Source organism: Streptomyces sp. NPDC015125 (assembly GCF_043080045.1).
Taxonomy (GTDB): Bacteria; Actinomycetota; Actinomycetes; order Streptomycetales; family Streptomycetaceae; genus Streptomyces.
In genome coordinates, this window is sequence record NZ_JBIBVF010000007.1 from 45,818 (window position 1) to 66,566 (window position 20,749).

Sequence of the window (20,749 nt, forward strand, 5' to 3'; positions counted from 1 at the left end):
CCACGCCACCCCGCAGCCACCGCGGGCCCGGCCACCACCTGCGGGCCCGAGACAGGTCAGCGTCCCGAGCGGCATCCTGCATGATCTCGGCGCCGCGCTGAAGGCATACGGAGCGGCTAAGCACGACGCGGGCCGCATAGATCTGCTCCCCCAACTCTTCGCTCACACCGGCGACGACTCGGTCGCCTACGGGGCGCAGAAGGGCGCTGCAAGGCCCCGGATGCCGCACAGCCAGCCGGAAGCAAGTCTGGCACCTCGCGGAGCTCGGCCGACCAGTGGGCGCGCCGGACAGGCCGGGCAGCAGGCCACGTGTGTCCACACCAGCGGGCGCACATGGCTGGCGCCGCGAGGCTGCGTAGCAGCGCTCAGAAGTCAGATGATGTGGACCTTCATGACCTCGCCGTCCTTGCGGATCAGGAGTTCGCCTCCGTCCGCACACTCCCTCTCGATATATCCCATGATCTGCAACGCCCGGTTGATCACGTCTACCTGGGACAGCTGAGTGCGTCCTGCGAGCCAATCCAGTTCGGTATTGGCCCTCGGGATCAAGGTGACGCTCATCCTCTTACCGGCCTTCAGGTCCGTCACGCCGCTCAATGTAAACCTCCCGCTGATCAAATGACAACACCAAAACGATACCACGAATGCACCAGAATTGCACCACGATAGATGTCTGCTTGAGCGTCAATTGACACTTCCTTCACGAACTTGACGCCGAGGCAACCAGGGCATCGCCCTCCGCAGAACCGAACAACCCGGGGCAGGCCGGATGTCCGAGACGGCCACTCCCGAGACCGGACAGACACCCCGAAGGACCGGGACGAGCACGGCCAGGCACGCGCCGCGCCTCACCGGCCGGGTCGTGGCAGCGGGGGCGGCGACAGCCGTAGTGGTGGAGAGTGGAACCGTGGTGAAAGGTGCCCCTGTGCAGGTGCGTCCGCCCTCCAGCCAGGGAGGGCGGCCAGTGGTGCTCGGCAACGTCGTGCTCGGCGTGGCCTACAGCCCCGCCGACGTCGTCGACATCCTGCGCCAGGCAGGCATCGAAGACAACGTCATCACGCTGGACAACCACAAGCTGATCGAATGGCAGGGCGGCGGACCAGAGACCTGGCACTGACCACCCCACGCACATGGCCGCCAGCGGAGCTGACCGGCCACCCAACACGGCCGACGCCGGCCGCGGCGGCGCGGTGCGCCTGTGCCGCGGGCACGGCGACCCGGCGCGCGGCGTGGTCAGGGCCGGGCGGCGTCGATCTCGCCGGCCTCGACCCGTGCCCGGCGCAGCGTCGTGGTCTGGGCGCGGTGGTCGTCCACGGGCAGCGCGGCTGCGGCCTGCCGCAGGACGCGGGGGCATCCGCATGCAGCCTCAGGAGACACGGCCCGCTACATCCTTCGCTCCGGCGAAGCCACCCCTGGCCGAGTGATTCACGAATGCCGCGTGGCACCGGCGAGAGGTCCTTTGCGGAGGCTACGTCGGCGCCACTCGGCGGCCCGGGGCGGACGAGTGTTCCAAACACGGGGCGGCCGGCCACGCCCCGGTGACCTCGTTGGCCAGCAGCAGGTGTTCGGCGTGCTCGTTCAGGACGTCCAGCCAGGCCGGGGCCAGGTCGGGCAGAAGAAGAACCCGGTGGCGCACGGGTCCGCCCAGCCGGCCAGCTCCCGCGCCTCCTTCTCCCTCGGGGTGCTCAGCGCGGCCCGGGCCGGGTCGGCTCCGGCGCCGTGCTCGAGATCTGCACGTACACCTCGCCGCACAACTCCATGGCCCGCTCCTGCACGCTGCCGAGCACCACATCCATCAATCGCTCGGCGATCCCCGCGGCTCAGGCCCGGTGATAGTCGCCCGGCCGCACCAGCTGCCTGCGCAGCACGTCGACCGTCGCCCGCGCCCACCCACACCTCGACGTCCGCGCCGCCCCTGCCCGCGCAACCGGAGGCCGCAGCGGCGGACGTGTCTGCCTGAGGGCCGACGTGCGCGGCTGCGCCGAACGGGTTCTTGAGCTGGCCGAGCTGGAGCAGCCGACCGGGCGGAGGCCCTGTAGCTGGCTGGACGGCCCCGCGCGCTGGTGGTCGACCAGGCTCAGTGAACTGCGAGAGGCGCGGTTTCCCAGCTGGCACCGGGGGCCGTGCCCCTTTGCATGCTCCGACCTGACGGTCAGCACGCGAGGAGCCGGCCTACCGCTCCATGCGTCCCAGGTCCTGGACCACGCGCAGAGTCTTGGGGCTCAGCCCGTGGGTCTGCGCTTCATCGCAGACCCTGCGCGCGAAGTCGGCAGCCACTCGCCGTGGAAGAATCCTCGTGTTGAAGGCACTGGAAACTGCTGTGAGCGTGATGCCGAAGTGGTAGGCCCTGGCTTCCACTTCGAAGCGATCGTCCTCCCCGGCGGCGGATGCCAAAGCGCGGGCCTTCTCCGCCAGCTCTCGCTGCTCCGAGTGGACCGTCTGGGCTGCTCCCCACGCCAGATACATCACGAACGCGACAAGCGGGATCAGGGCTGCCGTCCCTTCAGCCCCGGTCAGGGCGTCCGTGCCTGTGCCGGTCAGCCACATCGCCACCGGGCTCAGACCAACGGTCAGCAGCGGGTACCCCGCTGCTGACCCCCACATGGCCACGGTGAACCGCCGACGAACAAAGCCCGGGGACAGCAGCAATACGTGAGCCTCTTCCTGTGCCATGAGCGTCATCATGCCCGCTGACACATGACGCGGGTAGGTGACGGCCGGGCAGACGCATGCCGCTGGCCGCGTCCCGGCCGCCGCGCCGCCCGCCTGGAGTCGCCTTCGAGGTTGAAGCGCGTGGCGGTGCCGTTGATCTCGGCGCCGGGGTTCGGCTTCATGCTCGGTTTCCCTTCGGGGTGTTGGGGTGCATTAGTGCTGGCGGATCGGCTGGCGTAGCAGCGCTATGTGCTCGGTAGCGCGCTCCAGCGCCGGGGCAGGTCGGCTAGGCGCATACGTGGTCAGGCCGTAGGCATCGTACGAATTGCGCATCAGTGAGCGGCAAAAGCTCTTGACCCACTCCTGAAGCATCCTTCACCAGCTCAGGGAGCCTCCTCCGCCGGACGCTTCGGACACAGATGAGGGAGGAGTTCAGCAACCGTCGGATGCCGGGTGGGAAGCTGTGCAAGCGTGGGTACATGGAAGATGTCGATCCCGCACGACTGCACGCACGGCTGACCGAAATCCTCGCCTTCTACTTGCACAGCTATTTCAAGCAGGGGAACACCGAGAATCGGTTCTTCGCGGAGGTTATCCCGCTGGGGCGAGGGGTGCCCGATGTGAATACGCACGGGTACCAAGTCCGTCTCCCCGACGGCCAGCGGTTCACCATCGTGGCGGGTGAACAGCCGAGGATGACTACGACCTAGGGAGGGCCCAATGGAAGAGGACAAGCACAGGGGGATGACTGAGGACGAGCCGTCGGACAACGACCAAAAGCCCGGCGCCGGAACCCATCGCTCAGAAGACAGCTGAGGGCACCGTCGCGCGCGCCCCGTGACAGCGCCGGCGTCCGCTCCTGTCGCTCGAACGGGCCTGCCTGTGCCTCCCCGTAGCGCACAGGCAGGGCGTTCCGTGCCCAGGTGCACCAGCATGTAGGGGGCGGCGTTGGCTGCCTCGCATCGCCCACGGCACCTCTACACCTACAAGAGTGCGACCGGGAATCAAGGCGGATCGTCTGGCCGAGGTTGCGGGTGTCCGCAAGCACTCCGACACCGGTTCCTGCTGGTACACCTCTGGTCGAGTGTGCCGAACCGGTCGAAAGTCTCCACGGCGACCGGACCGAGGACGTATGTCCTACGACGAGCTTGACGGCAATGGCCGCCGGGACGCCGTCGGCACCCGGCGGACGCGGATGCACGCCCGCCGCAGCCGGCCCGCGTCACCGGCCGATCAGCCCCGGCGCAGCTGCTCGAGCTCAGCGATGCGCCCGCCCGCGCGGGAAGGCCCAGGCACAGACGCGCCTGAGCCTGGGCGAGCTCTGCCGACTCGCGAGGCGGGGAATGAGCGGCACCAGGTGCAACGATCACGACCGGCGTCGCTCACCAAGACACCAATGGTGACCACGAATATATGACGCTTAAGATTTGACAGTAGATGCATTTAGGAGTAAATTGGGTGATGCCAGGGAGGGCGCGGGTCCGACCGGAGAAGGAGATCGTCATGAGCGCCGATGGCGACACTGCCTGGGACTCCGGACGCGAGCACGCCGCCCGCACCGCCGCTGGCTCGTAGCCACATCCTGGCGCCCACACACCCGACCGTCACCGAAGGAGCACGGCGAGAACCGCCTGACCCGGCCCCAAGTGGCCGACGGTGCCCAATAGTTCGAGGAGGTGGCCGCCGTGAGCAGCGGTAAGCACATGATCCACGACCCCGTAAACGAGACGTTCGCCCGCCTCCCCGAGCACGTCACCGCAGAGGAAGTCGCCGCCGCCACCGGCCTTACCGCCAATGCGGTGCGCATCCACTGGTACCCCGCGCCCGGCTATCCGAACGGCACCCACGACCGCGACGGCCACGTCCGCCGCGACCGCGACACCGTACTCGCCTGGTACCGCGAGCAGTACGCCGGCGGCACCGAACAGGCGGCGCAGCACACATTACGTGAACCTACCGGCTCCACCGCCCGTCGGACCGGGCCCAGGCAGCCGACCAACGACCACCGGCGAAGGAACACCACGCCACCAGACCGCCGTCTTCAGCTCGCGCCGAGAGCAGCCGCCGCGCAGAGCAGGCGCGAACGGCCGGCGAGCGCGGGCACATCGAGACAGGACGAGAGCTCCGGAAAGGGAGAAACGGAACATGGGCTACTACACCGCGGTGTCGGGACAGATCCTCATCGACCCGCCGCTGCGCGGAACAACGCTGAAGAAGTCACCCTTCTCCAGCCCTCGGGCCGGCGGAGAGACCCAAAGGTGCCTCCGCCTGGACATTAAAGAAGAACCGGCGGGGCCTGGAGAAACGGGCGAACCGGTAGCCCGCCGCGTGATCTCCGTCCACGTCGAGCGTCTCGACGCCTTCGACATGGAAGGCGAACTCCAGGAACTTATCGACGCATTCCCCGGCCACACCTTTACCGGGCGCCTTCAGTGCATGGGTGACGACCACTGGAACGACATGTGGGGGGTCATCGTCCGCAATGGGCACGCCGAGGAGGTGAAGCCGACCGTGATCTGGCCAGGAGATGCCAACACCTGACCAAGCGCTCGGCGCAGCTACTCAAGTTCGGCGAGGTGCCCGCCCCGTTGACAGCACCACCCCAGGTCCCCGGATGCCGCGGCCAGCCCCTACCACCGCGAAGGTGGACGCAACGGCGCAGCGCCCTGCTCCAGAGAGGCGCCAAAGCCATGAGCCCTCCCCTGCGCAGGCGGAATGCCGCAGCGCCTGGCCGGGAAGGCAACGAGCCGCCGAACAACCCCGCGCAACTCTCCTGCCAGCGACAACGCACCGCACCGCGCAGACAGCGGCGGGATATCCCCAGTTCACAGACCCCAGCGACTGCGGCCGCCGACCCGGCAGGGGACCCCGTGGGGTGACGCGCGGCGGGGCCTTCGGCCTCGTCCCCGGGGCGGTGTTTCGTACCGGTCCAGCAGACGATCTCCGCATGGACCGAGGGCGGAATCTCCGTCTACGTCCCGCGCAGCTCGTACCATCACATCGACACGATCCGGGGTGCGATCTCTTTCAGCAGGCTTCCTACCCCGACGGAATACGCAACATCTACCGCTCATCGAGGATGACGCGACTGAAGCGGTAAAGCCCCAAGCCACCACCGAGAAGTGAGGACCCATGACCCGCGAGGAGTACGAGGAGCGCATGAGCGCCCTGGAAGCCGAGACGGCACGCGCACGTGAGGTACACATCGCCGCCAAGTCGCGCTTCGACGCTCTCTGCGACAAGCAGCGCGTACTGCGCACCGCATGGCAGGACCAGCAGAAGGCTGCTGCCGCGTCCGAGAAGGCCGCCCAGGCGACCGTCGCTCCGGCCGGCTTCGTCATCAAGAACTCCGCCTACCCGTGCCGTACCAAGCCCCACCGCGGCCGCCACGTCCACGCCGCCGCCTACCGGACGGGGACCGTCTCGCTGACCACTGCATGCAACAAGCAGCAGGACGAGGAGACCGTGGACCACCTCGACGAGGACACCCCCGTCACCTGCCCTCCCTGCCAGCGCAACACCCAGGGCTGACCGGACGATCGGGGTGGCCAGCCGAAGAGTCCGTGTGAGCCACGGCGCATTCGGGGCCACCGCCGTCCGTCAAACCCCATCTGGCCAGCACACGGACCGAAGGGGTGGCCCCGAAGAGCGCAGCAGGCGCACGGGCAGGACCCCGATGCACAACCTCACGGATGCGGTGTGGTCGCCTGGCCCCGCCCGTGTGCCGATGTGCTCCCCGACGTCCTGTCCGCGATCCGCGACATCTGTCCCGTCTGGACTTATGGAGGAACTCATGAAGGTGATGGAACTGGCCTTGCTCGATACGCTCGTGGGACGCAATGCGGCGATCATTGTTGACCGCCTGGGCTGGGGCGGCCGTGTGTCGCACGTTGGGCCGGAGGAGACCCGTCAAGGACTCCAGGGGCGCGAGGTCACCTGGATACACGGCGGAAGCCTTTTCGCACCCATTGGGGCCGAGATCGTTGTTGGTGGCACGTGCTACCTGCCGGGAACGCGTGCCCTTATGTACGGCCACATAACCGCCGAACTGCGCGGCGAGGAGTGGCGGAGTGTGGTCTTCCAGAAGAGGAACTTTCTAGACGGACTGGAGGCCGAGTGTGTGGTCAGCAACGACGCGCAGAGCCTTCTCGACGAGATCGATGCCGCGGTCTGTGCCACCGGTATGTGGCGGCGCTCGATCCCTGCATGTGGCGGGGAGGTCCGGCTCGGCGCGAGAGACCTGCGCGGCCTTCGCGAACTGGTCGAGTCTGCCGTGCGCCAGTCGTCCTGATAGACGACGCCGTCGAGGCACTATTCGCGCATGCGCTCGTCGAGCCGGTCGCCGGGCGGGCGCGCAGCAGCGTGCTGGCCGCGGCCAGCACCAGGCCGGCGACGCGCAGTTCGGTATCCGGCCTCGTCCAGGCCCAAGCCCACCGTGGCGCCGTCGCCGCGCCACAAGGCCATACGTGGCCCAGAAGTCCTGCCCTTCGGCTCCTATGCGGCGGGATGCCCCATGCGGGCACGCCTGGCCGACGAGCCTCCAGCCCCGGCGTCGAACAACGCCAGGTTGACCCGGGACAGTAGGAGCGACGATACGGGAGGTAGGCCGCGGCCTCAGCGGCATCTCACTGCGGTGGTGCACCAGCCCACAACTGATCTTGCCCATACCGCATTTCCCACAGGGGGCATGATACTCCGCCAGCTGATGGCCGAGGGTTGGCCCCGTGCCGCCTCGGGCTCTGAGCGGCGTGTTTGGATGTGTTGGTGATTGTTAAACCGCAGGAAACATGCGAACCGCGGACGTACTTGGACCGCATTCTGGAGCACTGGCACAAGGACGAGGACACCGAGGCGCTCGTCCAGGGGGCGCAGCGGCTGACTAGGGGTGAGGCTCGTCGGCGGCTGTTCCGATTGGGCCATGCGCTGCGCGTGCAGGGGCTCGTGCCCGGCGATGGTGTGGGGCTCTTCCTGGCCAACCGCGTGGACTCCGTGCTGGTGCAGCTCGCCGTCCATCTCATTGGCTGTCGCGTGGTGTTCCTGCCGCCCGAGCCAGGACCCGGCGAACTCGCCGCGCTGGTCGAGCAGTCCCGGGCACGCGCCGTGGTCACCGACCCTCTCTTCGCCGGGCGGGCGGCCGACGCGGCCGGCCGCAGCGTCCACGCCCCGGTACTGCTCAGCCTCGGGCCCTGTGAGCAGCAGTGCACGGACCTGCTGGCCGTGGCGGAGGAGTGCCCGGACGTGCGCCCCGACGGCGTGCCTGCCCCGGGTGCGGATGAAGCCGTCACGGTCCTCTACACCGGCGGAACCCTGGGCCGCCCCAAGCTGGCCGCGCACAGCCACAAGCTCTACGACGCGCTGGTGGGCCTGATGGACGACACCCCGCAGAATTCCGGCCCCGCGTTCTTCCCGACCATGGACCAGGGTACGGACAGGGTGCTCGCCGCTACGCTGCTCACGCACGGCAGCGGCCACCTCACCTCGCTCCAGGCTCTGGTAACGGGGTCGACCCTCATCGTGCTGCCCGCTTTCGAAGCGGGCGCGGCGCTGACGGTGCTGCGCGAGGAGCGGATCACCGCCACTATGTTCGTACCGCCCATGCTGTACGCGGTGCTCGACCACCCGGAGTGCGAGGCGGGCGCCCTGCCTGCCCTGCGGCGGATCGTCGTCGGCGGCGCGGCCACTTCGCCCAGTCGGCTGAAAGAGGCGGTCGAGGTTTTCGGGCCGGTACTCGGCCAGGGTTATGGGCAGTCCGAGGCGCTCGGGATCGCCGCGTTCGGTACGGAGGATCTCGCCTCGGAGGGAGCCCGGCGCCCTGAGCTCTGGCGCAGCTGCGGGCGTGCGATAGCCAATGTCCAGATCGAGATCCGCGACGAAGACAGCGCAGAGGCACTGCCCGTCATGCAGGTCGGCGAGGTCTGCGTCCATGGCGAGACGGTGATGCTCGGCTACTACGAGGACCCGGAGCGCACCGCGGCGGCGCTGCACGACGGCTGGCTGCGCACCGGGGACGTGGGGTTTCTCGACGCCGAGGGGTACCTCTATCTCGTCGACCGGGCCAAGGACATCATCGTCACCGGCAGCACCTCGGACAACGTCTACAGCAGGCTGCTGGAGGACTTCCTGCTCACGCTGCCCGGTGTGCGCAATGCGGCGGCACTCGGGGTGCCGGACGAGGAGCACGGGGAGGCCGTACAGATCTTTTTGGCTACGGCCGAGGGTGCTGATGTCGACCCGGAGGCGGTCAGCTCGGCGGTGACTGCCGAGTTGGGAGAGTTGTACACGCCCCGGAAGACGGTCCTGCTGGACCAGCTGCCGACAACCGAGGTTGGCAAGGTGGACAAGAAGGCGCTGCGCGCCGCGTGGACGGAGGGGGCCATGCGCACGTCGTAGGCTCCATTGTTGCGGAGCTCCTGGCTGGTGCGATGTCAAGTGCTTCGGGAAGACGGAACCTTTGTGGTGCAGCTCGGCTGACCCCTTATGCCTGTGAAAGGTGTGAAAGGGTGGAAGTGCGGCTCTACTGTCCCGGCTCCCTTCGGGAAGCTGCAGGGGCTGTGACAGTTCCTTCCTGCCTTCCGACTGACTCCACGCACCCCTGAGGGCGTCCGGCATAGCCGCGAGGCCGCAGGCCCCTATCACCGGGACATCCGGATGGGGGCCTGCGGCCTTGAGACTCGTAGCCGTCTCAAGGCAGAGCGACGTCTCGCTACAAAGCGCTCCGCCAGCGCAGCCGGACCTTTCAGCAATACCGCCTCGGCTGCCGTGCCCAAGTGCCAGACTCGGGCACATGTCAGAAGCCATCATTGGCGGCCTGATCGGTGGCCCCCTGGGTGCAGTGATTGCCCTCCTCGGCAACGTCTTCGTTGTGCGCGACACTCGATGGGGCCGCGTGAGCGCGTCTGAGGAGAAGGCCGCCGCCACCCTCCTTACACAACTGCGCCGGATACGAGCGGATGAGCGATTCCTGCATGAATACGACAAGCGCTTCAACTTCAACGAGGACTGCCTGACCGCGATCTTCGCCTTCCGCGACCGCCGTGTCCGCGACCGACTCTCCCGCTCCATCTATGTGATCACCGAAGCAAGCCAGTACCGACGCATGTTCGGGGAGGAGGGCACGCTCGAGGCGATCAGGCTCGCCGCCGTGGACATCCGCCTGTGCCTGATGGCGCGCCTGGACCGCAAGCGGCCCCCGAAACCAAGCCCCGACTGGTCAGAGGCCGTCACATCGCTCCACAATTTCACCAGCCTCAAACAGGAGGAGTTCGAAGAGGCTGAGCGGCACTCCGAAATCGAGCGCGAGGAAGCTGGGACGCCCGGCCTCTAAAGTCCTGCTGTAGATCGTGATCTTCGACGGAGTGGCCTGAGCGTGTTGCTGTCCCGGAGCGGTGCATATTCGGTGCTTGGGTCCTCCCGACGAGGAAGAGGGCTGGTCCGACCGGTAGTTGCGCGAAGAGGAAGCCCGCCTTCGGGCCTGGGAGTGGAGCGACCCTGAGGCTCAAGCAGAGGTGGCCGGAGCCCGGGCCCGGCGTCTCGACCGCTGGAAACGCGCGGACCGCTGCGACGGGTGTAACGCCTGAGTGCCGATACCATCGGGCTCCCGTACCCGGGATGGCCCGCCGGTGATCTAGGACTGGGGCATGAGCGACCATACGACAGTCGAAGGGGAACATCCGATCCGCTTCGCCCAGCGCTTCGTGATCGTGCGCCGGGACGGCGATGACGTCCAGGGTGTCCGGTTCCGGTCCGGGCGCGTCCTTGTTGACGACGAAAATGGCCTGACCACCGCAGCGTGCATCCACCACCTGATCCGCGGCTTCGGCGGTGAGCGCCGGGCATCCGTGGTGTGGGAAAAGGACCGGCCGCCAGCCCGATGCTGTCCGGCCGGGGAGCATCCGGAGACTGCGGCCGGCGCATAGCGTGATCCGCTCGACGGTGCACACTGTGTCCCGTTCGGGTGCCGGGTGGCTAGTCCCACGTGGTTCCCGAAGCCCTCTGGAACGATGGTATGACGCCTTCCGGCGCGTCAGACCACATAGACGGGAGCCTCCGGACCGGACGGTCAGCCAGCGTGGCACCAGGGTGTACGTCTATGGCCCCCAGCGCTTCGGACCCGGTCATACCGCCGGCGTCGGCCGGGGTGCCGGATCCGTCATGCAGGCCGACCATTTCTCCCGCTTCAAGGGAGCCGTTCCGCGACACCACTGGCCTGTGTTGTGTCACCAACTGGCATGCGGCAATGCGTAGCTGCTGGCGTAGCCTCGACCGCCGCGGGTTGTCGGACAGGCTCCGGGTTCTACCGGCCGCGGGTCCGCGGGTACGGACTGCGTACTGGTCCCATGTCCACGGAAGGTGCTGGTGTGGCGCCGGTGATAGCCACACGTCCGGCAGCGGGATGCCGCGGTCCGCTGCGGTGTGCACGCATGCACAGGGGCGAGCCACCGGCCCTCGGCCTGGACATGCTCGGCGCGGTGGCGCCCGCAGTCCTCAAACCCGCACATCTAGCATTCGGGAGGCTGCACATGCCCCCTCACGGAACCAGTGTGACCAGCGGTGGCCAGGCAAGGCTCGTGTGACGACCGTAGCGGTACCTGGTCCCGGTTCACACACCTCTGCATGGCCCGCAGACCAGCGGCCAAGGCTCGGGTCGCCAGTACTGCACGGCACCGAGGTGATCCCGGCAGCAGCCGTCGGTGGCACAAGGACCTGACCGGCGTTGGCTCCGGCCCAGCTGGTCGCCCCCGACGTAGCGCGTTCACCGAGGCCATCGGGAACCGTCACCTTCGACGTCGCCGCGGGTTCGCCGGCCGGGGCGGTGGGCCTGGCCGTGCTGCGAAGCCGGTGGTACGCGATGGCGAAGTCGGCCGCGCTTGCACCTTGCCGCGGGACAGCGCCCATCGGAACGCGCCATCGTGGAGATCGCCGCTGCGCGGAGGTCCTGAGTCCCTGGTAGGCACCGTCAGTCACCGTCCTCATCGACGTCCACGTACGCGCGGGCACGGACGATCGCCGCTTCCCACTGGGCATTAGCAGGCTGGTGGCGGTCAGAGAGTTCGACCGCCGTAGTCGCGATGGACAGCACGTCCCAGGCATTGCAGGCGACCAAGTCCTCGACGGACGCGCCGGCCGCGAGAGGCCGCAGCCGCTCGATCGTCTCGATCTGTGACGTGCTGAGGATGTCGTCGCCGTCACTGTGCGCATCGGAGAGCCAAACGGCGGCAGCGATGAGAATCTGCGTGGCGTCCGCGCCGATGGCCCATGCTGCGTCAACCACTTCGGCCGGAGGCTGCACGCTCATTGGGCTTCCTCTTCCTGCCTGGAACGCGGCCGGTCGACTTTGTGATGCGGGTCGTCAGAAAAGGGGTGCAGCGGCCGCTGCTGGGGGTTGAATCCGTGCTGGTGTGCGTGGTCGGCCTTGAGGATGAAGAACGATGTCTCGTCGCCACGAGGGCCGAAGAAGTACTCGTATGCAGTGCTTCCTTTGCCGTGCTCGAATCTGACGCGATCCTCCCCGCAGTGGGTTCTGCACCATGCGGCAGCCTCAGCACGGGACGGCTCGACACGCACGACCCCGTCGTCCATGTCGCACACCAGCCACGGCACCCGCCGGCCCGGCGCGCAGTAGAGGTGCCGGATGTCGTCCAGACGCGGGTAGTACCGGAGGGGCTGCTTCGGGATGTGCAGGTCTTTCAGCACCCACTGGGAGATGCGGGCGGTCTGTCCTCCCAGCGGGTTGTCGGCGTACTGAGGGGAGACCTCGTAGCGGCCGTCGGTGGTGACGTACGCCGGCGCGCGCCACCGGCGCCGAACTCCGCCGCGCCCTTGACGCTCATCTCGCGGAAGCTGGCCTGGCCGGGCATAGCCACCTGACCGGGTACGACTGCTTCCTCGACATGGAGACCACCGGAAATGCCCAGGTCAGCTCCCCGCAGCTGAAGGCCCTGTTCCTCTCCGAGGCCATCCGCGCCGGGACTCTGGTGCGGGAGATCTTCATTCCCACGGCTGTCCACGCCGACGAGCACCTGGAGCTCACCCCGGATGCCGTACGGCATGCCGCCGACACATGTGCTCGCTCTCTGAAGGGCAACACAGCGGTCATCCGCCTGCCTGCTGCGGCCCGCCACCCGCTGTGACGGACCCCAGCCTGGTGCTCGTGGGTGGTGCTGCAGCTGACCCCGGCCGCCGCGAGCAGGGCGGCCACGCCATCGGGGTATCAGAGCATCAGTATGCTGGCCTTCTCCACCGGAATCCAGCTTGCCGCTCCGCGGCTCAGTGCACGGCGTTGGCGAAAGTGCCAGCGGAGCATCGGGTCAGAAGTTTCTGGCGCGCATCACAGCCCATGATCCAGTGACGGACACCGCCACCAATTCCAACAGCTTCTCCCTCGGCTGCGTCTCCGGGACCAGCACCACCGCCTTTCTCTCCATTGCGAGCAAGCAGCGCCACGCCTCCCCGTCGGCGTCCTCCGCCGGGAAAGTGTCGAGCGGGCCCCGGTAGAGAACCTTGTGGCGACGCGATACCTCCACCTGGTCCCTACGTCGGCGCAGCGCCCAGCCCTGCTGCTCGGCGGGCGCCCCCTTGAGCTGCAGCGGCAAGGGGACGCCGGCATCTACGTGTTCGAAGCCCTCGAGATCCAGCATGAACGGCAGTGGGCTGTATGTGTCACCGACGCTGTCCGTCATGGTCGCTGTGAACTTCGGAATGAGCAGCAGCGCGGGCAACGGACTCAGTCCCGGCATCCTCACCGTCAAGGCATGCGCGGTGAACGGCAGGCCGTCCGGCAGCTCCATGGAGTCGTGGGTGAGCACGCCTGTCGGCCGGACACCTCCGTTGTGACGATGCGTGTTGGTCATGACACCTGAGCGTAGGGCTTCGGCCAGGGCGACAGCCCGTTTTTGGCCGATCAGCTTGCCCGGGACTCGACTGAGCTCACATCTGGTCAGTGGCTAGGCCGACCGGCCGGCAGACGAAGGCGCCCCTGAGTAAGCGGTCCCCCCTGCTGACGCGGCGCTCCGCTGGCCGGGAGCAGCCCGACATGGCCGATCCGAGCAACGCAGGCGCTGCCGCCCTTGACTCACCCCGTCAGGCGCGCGTACCTCGTAGGATCAGCCCAGCTGTCCTGACCAACCCTCATGCTGCACCGCCAGGGCGCCATTCAGTTCCGCGGGCGGCGGAACCATTCGCCGGACTGGCGTTGGGAGAGCGCCGTCACAATGGCGCCTCCTAGCCCGAGTTGAACGATACCGGCGGGATTGCCATGCCCCAAAGCACCAAGACCGAAGAGAATCATGAACGATGCGCAGACAATCGCCGTGACCCTTGTCCGCGGTCCGGCACTGGCGAGGTGCAGGGCGCAGATGATAACGCCTATGACTGGTACCTGAGAGCCCAGCACGGCGCCCGCCGCCACAGGGCCCGACAGCAGGGCTGCGAACACCGAACCGAGAACGGCGAGCGCTGCGGCGGCGTATGCAAACACGCGCGCGGTTCGCACCGATCCGGGCATGGGCAGTTGTCCGATGGGATATGGCTGGTCGGGCGGCGGCGGGCAGGACGGTATGTCCTGCTGGACATTGGGAGGAGTGTTCCCGCCAGATCGATTCTGATACGACGCATTCTCAAACTCTCGGTCAGCAGACATACGCCGATCCTGCTATCACTGGCCTGTGGATACGGGCTTCTGATGCGCAGACGGAAGCAGGGCAGCCGGCCGTATAAATGGCTGCCCGAAGAGGGGGCAGGCTGTGCCGGGCGATGCGACCTGACTGGCCGGCCGAACACGGGCTGCGGCGCCTCGTTACAGGCCACGTGTGGCCACAACGCTCCTCTCAGCGCTGCCGAGCGCAGTGTGGCATGGAGGGCGGCAGTGGGTTCATCCTGGCGCACAGCTGCGGAAGGTCTCGAACAGGTCGGTGGCACGGGCCTGAACGGACGCGGCCGACAGGGCCGGCCTGGCGGATAGGACCTGATCGAGCGATGTCATGTCCGCGCAGGTGAAGTACTGGTAAGCAGCCGCCCCCGGGTTTGGTACGAGCTCGATGTGCAGTGGCCTGCCGGTGGCTTCGCGGTTCAGCCGGGCGCACCACTGGACGATGTCCGTGAAGGGAACGGCGCAGCCTGCGCCGAGGTTGTATACCGCGGCGGTCGCCGGGAGCCGGGTGGTGGCGAGTTGGACGATGGTAGCGGTGACGGCTTCGACGGGGATGTAGTCGCGGGCGGCGGTGAGGGAGTCGTCGAAGACGCGGATGTGCCCTGTATTCGCGGCTTGGCGTAGGAGTTGGGTCAGGATCGAGGCCATGGGGCCCTTGTCGGTCTCGTCGGGGCCGAAGACGTTGGTGTAGCGCAGCCCGATCCAGTCGAGGCTGGTGGGGTGGCGGGTGCGCATCTGCTGGTCGAGGGCGAGCTTCGAGGCAGCGTAGGGGTTGAGGGGGCCGGAGCATCGGGATAGGTCGGTGTCTGCGTACTCAGTGATCGGCATCCGGTGGTGGAGGGTGCCGTAGACGGAGTGGGAGGAGGCGTAGATCAGGCGTGTCCTGCCGGTGCGGCAGGCATCGGCCAGGCGGAGCGGGCCGAGGGTGTTGGTCTCATCCAGTTCGGGCCCTGCTGGGGCGCGGGTGTCGCTGTTTCCGGCCTGGTGGACGATCGTGGTGAAGCGGCCGGATGCGATCTCGGCGAGGAGCGCCGGGTCGGCGAAGTCGCCGCGACGCCAACGGGCCCTACCGGCAAGATCGGTAGGAACGGGGCGTAGGTCGATGGCGGTGACTTGGTGGCCTGCGTGGTGGAAGGCGGTCACGGTATGCCGACCGATGAACCCGGCCGCGCCAGTGACCAGGATGTGGCTGCCGGGGGTCATCGGGCACCTGCCTGCTGAGCGAGACGATGGATCCGGGTGGTGGTGGAGTGGCCCTGGAGGAAGGGCACGGTGACGACTTCGCCGCCCCAGCTCTCTACGAGGTCGGCCTCGGCGATCCGCTGGCCCGCGTAGTCGCCGCCCTTGACCCAGATGTCGGGGCGCAGCTCGGACAGCACCTTCTCGGGGGTGTCCTCAGCGAAGACGATGACGCCGTCGACGCAGTCCAGAGCTGTCAGCAGCGCGGCGCGCTCGCGCTCGCCGACGACCGGCCGGTCCTCGCCCTTGAGGCGGCGTACGGAAGCGTCGGAGTTGATGCACACGATCAGCGCGTCGCCCAGGCGGCGCGCCTGGTCCAGTAGAGAGAGGTGCCCGGCGTGCAGGAGATCGAAGCAGCCGCCGGCCCCGATAACCGTCCCGCCGCGTGCCCGTACGCGGGCGGCCAGCTCCAGCGGGCCCGCCCCTTCGGGAGCACTGCGGGCGGGCGGGGCGGCCAGGCTAGCGGGCCCGCCTGCTGCGACGTAGCCGGTGGCGGCGTCGACGGCGACAGCCATGGCGTGGGAGGGCAGGCGTCCGGTGGCGAGCGCCATGGCCGCGGTGACCGCCAACTGGTCGCCAGCTCCGCACGTGTCCCCGGCGGCGGGCCGGGCCGGGACGGCCAGGGGGTGGCCGTCGGTGTCGGCGACCAGGACAGCGCCGTCGCGGCCGCGGGTAATGGCCACCTGATTGACGGGCCATGCTGTCAGCAATTGGACGGCGCGCGCGGTGTCGCCCGCGAGGTCGCGCGGTCCGACGTACCTGCTGAAGTGGAGTGCTTCGTCGGTGTTCGGGACAGCCAGAGCCGTCCCCGGAACCGGGACGGTGCCCTTGGGGTGCGGGTCCCAGACCAGCGGGCGGTCGGCCGCCGCGGCCGTGAGGGCCTGGCACAGGTCGTCGTGGGAGGTGACGCCGCGCCCGTAGTCGCAGACCAGGACGGCCGCGGCCTCGTCGAGCCGAGTACGGACCGCGTCGGGCAGCGGCCCGAGCGACAGCGGCACGGTGCCGGTGTCGAAGCGGAGCAGGGTGCGGCCGGCGGCGCGGACGCGGGTCTTGACCGGGGTGGTGCCGCTGGCGGCCAGGTCGATGACCTCGACGCCGGCTTCGTCCAGGAGGGTGCGGACCTGCGCACCGGGCTCGTCCTGACCGATGCCGCAGACGAGGGTGACGCTCCAGCCGGGGTACCGGGCGGCGAGGATGGCGGCGAGCCCGGCGCCGCCGGGCCGGTGGGCGGTCTGAGCGCCGGCGAGGACGGGGACAGGGGCTTCCGGGGAGAGCCGGTCGGCGGTGCCGGTGATGTCGCGGTCCAGGAAGACGTCGCCGACCGCCACGAGCCGCCGCGCATCGGCTTGCTCGGTGGCGAGTGTCGGTGCGGTGAGGTGGGCGTCGACGGCCGCGCACAGCAGGTGTACGGCGACCAGGTGGCACTCCTGGATGGTGGCGACCTGGGTGATATCCACGCATACGGCGTGGTCGGCGACCTCGGCGAGCGGGTTGGGGGCCGAACCGGTCAGCGCCCAGACCGTGAGGCCGAGATCCCGGCCTGCTGTGGCGGCGGCGAGCACGTTGGGACTGGTGCCGGACGTGGACAGCAGAAGCAGCACGTCGCCGGGGCGGCCGTGCGCACGGACCTGCCGGGCGAAGACCTGCTCGGGTCCGTAGTCGTTGGTGATGGCGGTGACCGATGAGGTGTCGGCGTGCAGGGCGATGGCGGACAGCGGTGCCCGCTCGGTGCGGAAGCGGCCGACGAGCTCGGAGGTCAGGTGCTGGGCTTCGGCCGCCGAGCCGCCGTTGCCCGCGACCAGCAGCCGCCCGCCAGCGGGGAGCCGCTCGGCTAGGAGGCGGCCCCAGGTCTGGAGGCGGGCGGTGTCGATCAGGGGTAACGCGGCGATGAGCGCCTGTATGTGTGCGCGGCCCGGCAGGGTCACGGGTCAGCTCCTCGAAGATCACGAAGCGGGCGGGGTGGTGGCCGGGGCGTCCGGCTGCGGCCGGCCGGCGCCGGGCGCCCCGGTGTCAGGCGCCGGCGGGCCGGTGCCGGGCGAACATCGGCGCGTACGCCTTCAGCGCGGCATGGCGCTCCAGGAGCGGGTAGTCCAGGAGCTTTTCGACGATGCGGTGCTCGGCGAGGAGCCGCTCGGTCTGCTGGAGCAGAACGGTGTCACCGAGCTCGGTCAGGTGGACCCCGTCGCTCCACAGGCCGGCCGGGTCGCCGGTGAGGTGCCGGGCGGCAGCCGTGAACGGGGCCCATACGTCCAGGAACAGCGCGCCGTGCGCGGCGGCGGCCTGAGCGGCGGCGGCGTTGTAGCGGGCGAGTTCCGCGTTCATGGAGGTGACGGTGTCGGGGTCCTCGATCGGGCCGAACGGGGTTTCGGAGATGACGACGATCCGGCGGGTGTAGCCGCTGAGCTGGTCGAGCATGCCGGTCAGGTGCCGGGTGTACTCCTCGAGGTCGACCGCCTCGGACACGCGCCCCTGGAAGCCGCGCCAGACGTCGTTGATGCCGCAGCCGAGGAACACGATGTCGTAGTCGGTGCCGGTGGTGGCCCGGTCGGCTTCGACGATGCCGGCGATGTCGCGGCTGGTGGCACCGCCCTCACCGTGGTTGCGGACGTCGAAGGCGATGTGCGCCCAGGCTGCGCGCAGGGACAGCGTGAGGCGGTGGACCCAGCCGCGCTGGGCCCAGCCCTCGACGGTGACCTTTGAGCCAACCTCGGGCAGGTTCGCCTGGGTGGTCATCTGCGCGTTGACCGCCTCCAGGTGCTCCATGATCGAGGTCCCGAAGAAGCCGACGGTCAGGGTGCGCGGGTGCTCGCGGGGCACGGGCACGCCGTCGAAGGTGCGGTGGCCGGTGGCCGGGACACCGGTGGCGACGGTGTCGGGGGCGATGCTGCGGGAAACCACGGCGTTCGCGCCGACCAGCGCGTTCGCCCCGATACGGACGCCAGCGGTGATGGTGACCTTGTTGGACAGGGTCGCGCCGGGCTCGATGACGATCGGCGCGCCCTCGAACCCGGATGCGCACGGCACCAGTTCGCCGTCCGGCGTGTTCGTGGCGCTCCGTGCGCGGTGGTTGTGATCATGGAGGTCGACCATGTTCGACAGGGCGGCGCCGGCGCCGATGGAGATGCCGACCATGGCGGAGATGAAGGTGTGCTCGCCTATGGCCACGTCGTCGCCGATGGCGATGGTGGCGCCGCGGTGGACCTGGATGGTGGAGCCGCGGCGGATGGAGACCCGGTCGCCGAGGCTCAGGTGGGCGCCGGGATCGATCTCGACCTGGAGGTCGTCGGGCAGGTCGCAGTCGTCACCGAGGGTCAGCGCCGGGCCGTGCTCGGCGCGCAGCCGCTCGGCGGCGGACTGGCGGGGCGGAGTCGTACTCGTACTGGTCATCGCGAGATCAGTCCTTCGCTGGTGATGGCCTGGGCCGGGCTCAACGTACCGGCTGTGAGCGGATGATGTCGGACAGTCAGTTCCCGGCTTCCTTTCGGATGAGGAAGGGGCCGATGGCGAGGGCATCGAGCGGGCCGGCGGCGAACGTCGCGATGGCGTCGCGAGGGGTGCACACGATCGGCTCGGCCTCGTGGTTGAAGGAAGTGTTCAGCAGCGCGGGCGGTCGTCCGGTCTGCTCGGCGAACGCGGCGAGCAGCGCCGCGTAGGGGTCGGTGTCGTCGCGGGCGACGGTCTGCGGGCGCAGTGTGCCGTCGGTGTGCACGGCGGCCGGGATGAGTCTGCGGGCGGTGTCGGTGGCCTGCCGGGCGACGATCATGAACGGGTGTGGGGTGCTGGTGCCGATCAGGTCGGGCGCCGCCTCGGCCAGGAGTGCCGGGGCGAGCGGGCGCCACGACTCCCGGTGCTTGATGTGGTCGTTGATGTGGTCGCGGGTGTGGGTGTGGCGGGGGTCGGCGAGGATGCTGCGGCGGCCGAGTGCGCGGGGGCCGGCTTCCATGCGGCCCTGGAACCAGCCGACGGTGTGGCCGAGCGCGATCTGCCCGGCGGCCGCGGTCGGTAGTTCCTCGCCGTGGTCCCGGTAGGGCAGGCCGTAGTCGTCCAGGAGGGCGCGGACGGTGCCCGGGGCGAAGGCGGGGCCGAGGGCGGAGCTGGTCATCGCCTCGCCGGGGAGGGTGAGGTCGCCGCGGCGCAGTGCGACCTCGAGCGCCGCGCCGATGGCGCATCCGGCATCTCCTGCGGCCGGCTGGACGAACAGCTCCTCGACGCCGCGCAGGGCGGCGAGGCGGCCGTTGGCGGAGCAGTTCAGTCCGACGCCGCCCGCGATGCACAGCCGGGTGGTGCCGGTGGCGGCGAGGGTTTCGCGGGCCAGCTCGGTCAGGCACTGCTCCAGCAGGCGCTGCGCGGAGGCGGCAAGGTCAGCGTGCTCGGGCCGGTAGCCGGTGTCGGGGACGGTCCGGCCGCTGGTGTAGGTGCGGGCGCGGCGGTGGGGCGGGATGCCGAGGTCGGTGTACGCGGCGGCGTAGGCGTTCTTGAGGCGGCGGTAGTAGCGCAGGTCGGTGTACTGGTCGTCGACGCTCTCGTCGGGGCGGATGCCGTAGCGGGACAGGTCCAGGTGGTAGCCGCCGGCGCGGGGGGTGAGGAAGTTGAGAGTGTAGCGGTCGGGGTTGTTGCCGTAGCCAGCCAGGCCCATGAGTTTGCCAGAGCTGGTCCAGTCGCCGAGCCCGAGGTGTTCGGCGACGGTCTCGTAGAACCAGCCCAGGCTCTGGCTGAACGGGAACTGGCGCAAGACCTTCAACCCGTCGGTGGTGCCGTGGGCGAGGGTGGCGGAGACGCCGTCGCCGGAGCCGTCGACCACCAGGACGGCGGCCTCATCGAAGCCGCTGGGGTGGAAGGCGGAGGCGGCGTGCGCGAGGTGGTGCTCGATCACGGTGACCTGCTGGGGCCGGTGGTGGCCGAACAGGGCGGGGTCGAGGAGCTCGGCGATCAGCTCGGCGTCCGTGCAGATGTCGCTCGGGGTGGGCCAGGTCGGGTTGAAGGCGATGGCGATCTCGTCGACGTCGGCCAGAGTGATGCCGGCCTCGGACAGGCAGTATGCCGCGGCCACCGCGCAGGAGCGGGAGTCCTTGTGGTGCTTGCGGCGGGAGAAGCGCTCCTCCTCGGCGAAGGCGGCCACCTTCCCGTCGATGACCAGGCAGGCGGAGGCGTCGTGGTAGTACGGGCCGCCCAGCCCCAGCACGATGGCCAACAAGATCACGTCCTTCTCTC

The 20,749-nt window shown here is 69.0% G+C and carries 22 protein-coding genes; 9 read left to right on the forward strand and 13 right to left on the reverse strand.

The window, feature by feature from the left end; genetic code table 11:
• Positions 1 to 372: 372 nt before the first annotated feature.
• Complete coding sequence (locus ACF088_RS17715; RefSeq protein ID WP_392376680.1) at positions 373 to 588, reverse strand: hypothetical protein; 216 nt, start codon at positions 586 to 588, stop codon at positions 373 to 375.
• Between the two features lie 376 nt (positions 589 to 964).
• Between ACF088_RS17715 and ACF088_RS17720 the strand changes: the two genes are divergently transcribed.
• Positions 965 to 1,117 carry a hypothetical protein gene (locus tag ACF088_RS17720; RefSeq protein ID WP_392376681.1) on the forward strand — a complete coding sequence of 51 codons (153 nt, stop codon included), beginning with the start codon at positions 965 to 967 and terminating at the stop codon, positions 1,115 to 1,117.
• Positions 1,118 to 1,233: 116 nt separating this feature from the next.
• Here ACF088_RS17720 and ACF088_RS17725 read toward each other — a convergent pair whose 3' ends face one another.
• The 3 genes from ACF088_RS17725 to ACF088_RS17735 form a co-directional block, all read right to left on the reverse strand.
• Positions 1,234 to 1,377, reverse strand: coding sequence for a hypothetical protein (locus ACF088_RS17725; protein ID WP_392376682.1), 144 nt, complete (start codon positions 1,375 to 1,377; stop codon positions 1,234 to 1,236).
• A gap of 91 nt (positions 1,378 to 1,468) precedes the next feature.
• Positions 1,469 to 1,636 (reverse strand): hypothetical protein, encoded by a 168-nt coding sequence (locus ACF088_RS17730; protein WP_392376683.1) that lies wholly within the window; start codon positions 1,634 to 1,636, stop codon positions 1,469 to 1,471.
• Positions 1,637 to 2,172: 536 nt separating this feature from the next.
• Complete coding sequence (locus tag ACF088_RS17735; RefSeq protein ID WP_392376684.1) at positions 2,173 to 2,673, reverse strand: hypothetical protein; 501 nt, start codon at positions 2,671 to 2,673, stop codon at positions 2,173 to 2,175.
• Positions 2,674 to 3,131: 458 nt separating this feature from the next.
• Between ACF088_RS17735 and ACF088_RS17740 the strand changes: the two genes are divergently transcribed.
• Positions 3,132 to 3,362 carry a hypothetical protein gene (locus ACF088_RS17740; protein ID WP_392376685.1) on the forward strand — a complete coding sequence of 77 codons (231 nt, stop codon included), beginning with the start codon at positions 3,132 to 3,134 and terminating at the stop codon, positions 3,360 to 3,362.
• Positions 3,363 to 4,256: 894 nt separating this feature from the next.
• On the opposite strand, the gene ACF088_RS17745 is transcribed toward ACF088_RS17740, so the two are convergent.
• Positions 4,257 to 4,592 (reverse strand): hypothetical protein, encoded by a 336-nt coding sequence (locus tag ACF088_RS17745; RefSeq protein ID WP_392376686.1) that lies wholly within the window; start codon positions 4,590 to 4,592, stop codon positions 4,257 to 4,259.
• A gap of 205 nt (positions 4,593 to 4,797) precedes the next feature.
• On the opposite strand from ACF088_RS17745, the gene ACF088_RS17750 reads away from it, so the two are divergent.
• The 6 genes from ACF088_RS17750 (at position 4,798) to ACF088_RS17775 (ending at position 10,568) form a co-directional block, all read left to right on the forward strand.
• Complete coding sequence (locus ACF088_RS17750) at positions 4,798 to 5,193, forward strand: DUF6205 family protein (RefSeq protein WP_392376687.1); 396 nt, start codon at positions 4,798 to 4,800, stop codon at positions 5,191 to 5,193.
• A gap of 591 nt (positions 5,194 to 5,784) precedes the next feature.
• Positions 5,785 to 6,183 carry a hypothetical protein gene (locus ACF088_RS17755; protein ID WP_392376688.1) on the forward strand — a complete coding sequence of 133 codons (399 nt, stop codon included), beginning with the start codon at positions 5,785 to 5,787 and terminating at the stop codon, positions 6,181 to 6,183.
• A gap of 262 nt (positions 6,184 to 6,445) precedes the next feature.
• On the forward strand, positions 6,446 to 6,943 hold the full coding sequence (locus ACF088_RS17760; RefSeq protein WP_392376689.1) for a hypothetical protein: 498 nt from the start codon (positions 6,446 to 6,448) through the stop codon (positions 6,941 to 6,943).
• Positions 6,944 to 7,458: 515 nt separating this feature from the next.
• On the forward strand, positions 7,459 to 9,042 hold the full coding sequence (locus ACF088_RS17765; protein WP_392376690.1) for a class I adenylate-forming enzyme family protein: 1,584 nt from the start codon (positions 7,459 to 7,461) through the stop codon (positions 9,040 to 9,042).
• A gap of 394 nt (positions 9,043 to 9,436) precedes the next feature.
• Positions 9,437 to 9,976: a hypothetical protein gene (locus ACF088_RS17770; protein WP_392376691.1), complete on the forward strand. Its 540-nt coding sequence runs from the start codon at positions 9,437 to 9,439 to the stop codon at positions 9,974 to 9,976.
• 313 nt (positions 9,977 to 10,289) lie between these two features.
• Positions 10,290 to 10,568, forward strand: coding sequence for a hypothetical protein (locus tag ACF088_RS17775; RefSeq protein WP_392376692.1), 279 nt, complete (start codon positions 10,290 to 10,292; stop codon positions 10,566 to 10,568).
• A gap of 1,040 nt (positions 10,569 to 11,608) precedes the next feature.
• Here ACF088_RS17775 and ACF088_RS17780 read toward each other — a convergent pair.
• Together ACF088_RS17780 and ACF088_RS17785 are read right to left on the reverse strand one after the other, a co-directional pair.
• On the reverse strand, positions 11,609 to 11,947 hold the full coding sequence (locus tag ACF088_RS17780) for a hypothetical protein (RefSeq protein ID WP_392376693.1): 339 nt from the start codon (positions 11,945 to 11,947) through the stop codon (positions 11,609 to 11,611).
• Positions 11,944 to 12,345 (reverse strand): hypothetical protein, encoded by a 402-nt coding sequence (locus ACF088_RS17785; protein WP_392376694.1) that lies wholly within the window; start codon positions 12,343 to 12,345, stop codon positions 11,944 to 11,946. Before ACF088_RS17785 ends, ACF088_RS17780 begins: the two co-directional genes overlap by 4 nt.
• 197 nt (positions 12,346 to 12,542) lie before the next feature.
• Here ACF088_RS17785 and ACF088_RS17790 point away from each other — a divergent pair, with 197 nt between their 5' ends.
• Positions 12,543 to 12,782, forward strand: coding sequence for a hypothetical protein (locus ACF088_RS17790; protein ID WP_392376695.1), 240 nt, complete (start codon positions 12,543 to 12,545; stop codon positions 12,780 to 12,782).
• Positions 12,783 to 12,959: 177 nt separating this feature from the next.
• On the opposite strand, the gene ACF088_RS17795 is transcribed toward ACF088_RS17790, so the two are convergent.
• From ACF088_RS17795 to ACF088_RS17820, 6 genes are all read right to left on the reverse strand, one after another.
• Positions 12,960 to 13,502 carry a hypothetical protein gene (locus ACF088_RS17795; RefSeq protein ID WP_392376696.1) on the reverse strand — a complete coding sequence of 181 codons (543 nt, stop codon included), beginning with the start codon at positions 13,500 to 13,502 and terminating at the stop codon, positions 12,960 to 12,962.
• Between the two features lie 302 nt (positions 13,503 to 13,804).
• Positions 13,805 to 14,290: a hypothetical protein gene (locus tag ACF088_RS17800; protein ID WP_392376697.1), complete on the reverse strand. Its 486-nt coding sequence runs from the start codon at positions 14,288 to 14,290 to the stop codon at positions 13,805 to 13,807.
• A 231-nt stretch (positions 14,291 to 14,521) separates the two neighbouring features.
• Entirely contained in the window at positions 14,522 to 15,502 is a 981-nt protein-coding gene (locus tag ACF088_RS17805) for an NAD-dependent epimerase/dehydratase family protein (RefSeq protein WP_392376698.1), read from the reverse strand.
• Complete coding sequence (gene rfaE2, locus ACF088_RS17810) at positions 15,499 to 17,463, reverse strand: D-glycero-beta-D-manno-heptose 1-phosphate adenylyltransferase (protein ID WP_392376699.1); 1,965 nt, start codon at positions 17,461 to 17,463, stop codon at positions 15,499 to 15,501. The genes ACF088_RS17805 and rfaE2 overlap by 4 nt, the downstream gene beginning before the upstream one ends.
• A gap of 85 nt (positions 17,464 to 17,548) precedes the next feature.
• Positions 17,549 to 18,925 (reverse strand): GDSL-type esterase/lipase family protein, encoded by a 1,377-nt coding sequence (locus ACF088_RS17815; protein WP_392376700.1) that lies wholly within the window; start codon positions 18,923 to 18,925, stop codon positions 17,549 to 17,551.
• Positions 18,926 to 19,001: 76 nt separating this feature from the next.
• Entirely contained in the window at positions 19,002 to 20,732 is a 1,731-nt protein-coding gene (locus tag ACF088_RS17820) for a carbamoyltransferase (protein WP_392376701.1), read from the reverse strand.
• Positions 20,733 to 20,749 lie beyond the last annotated feature (17 nt).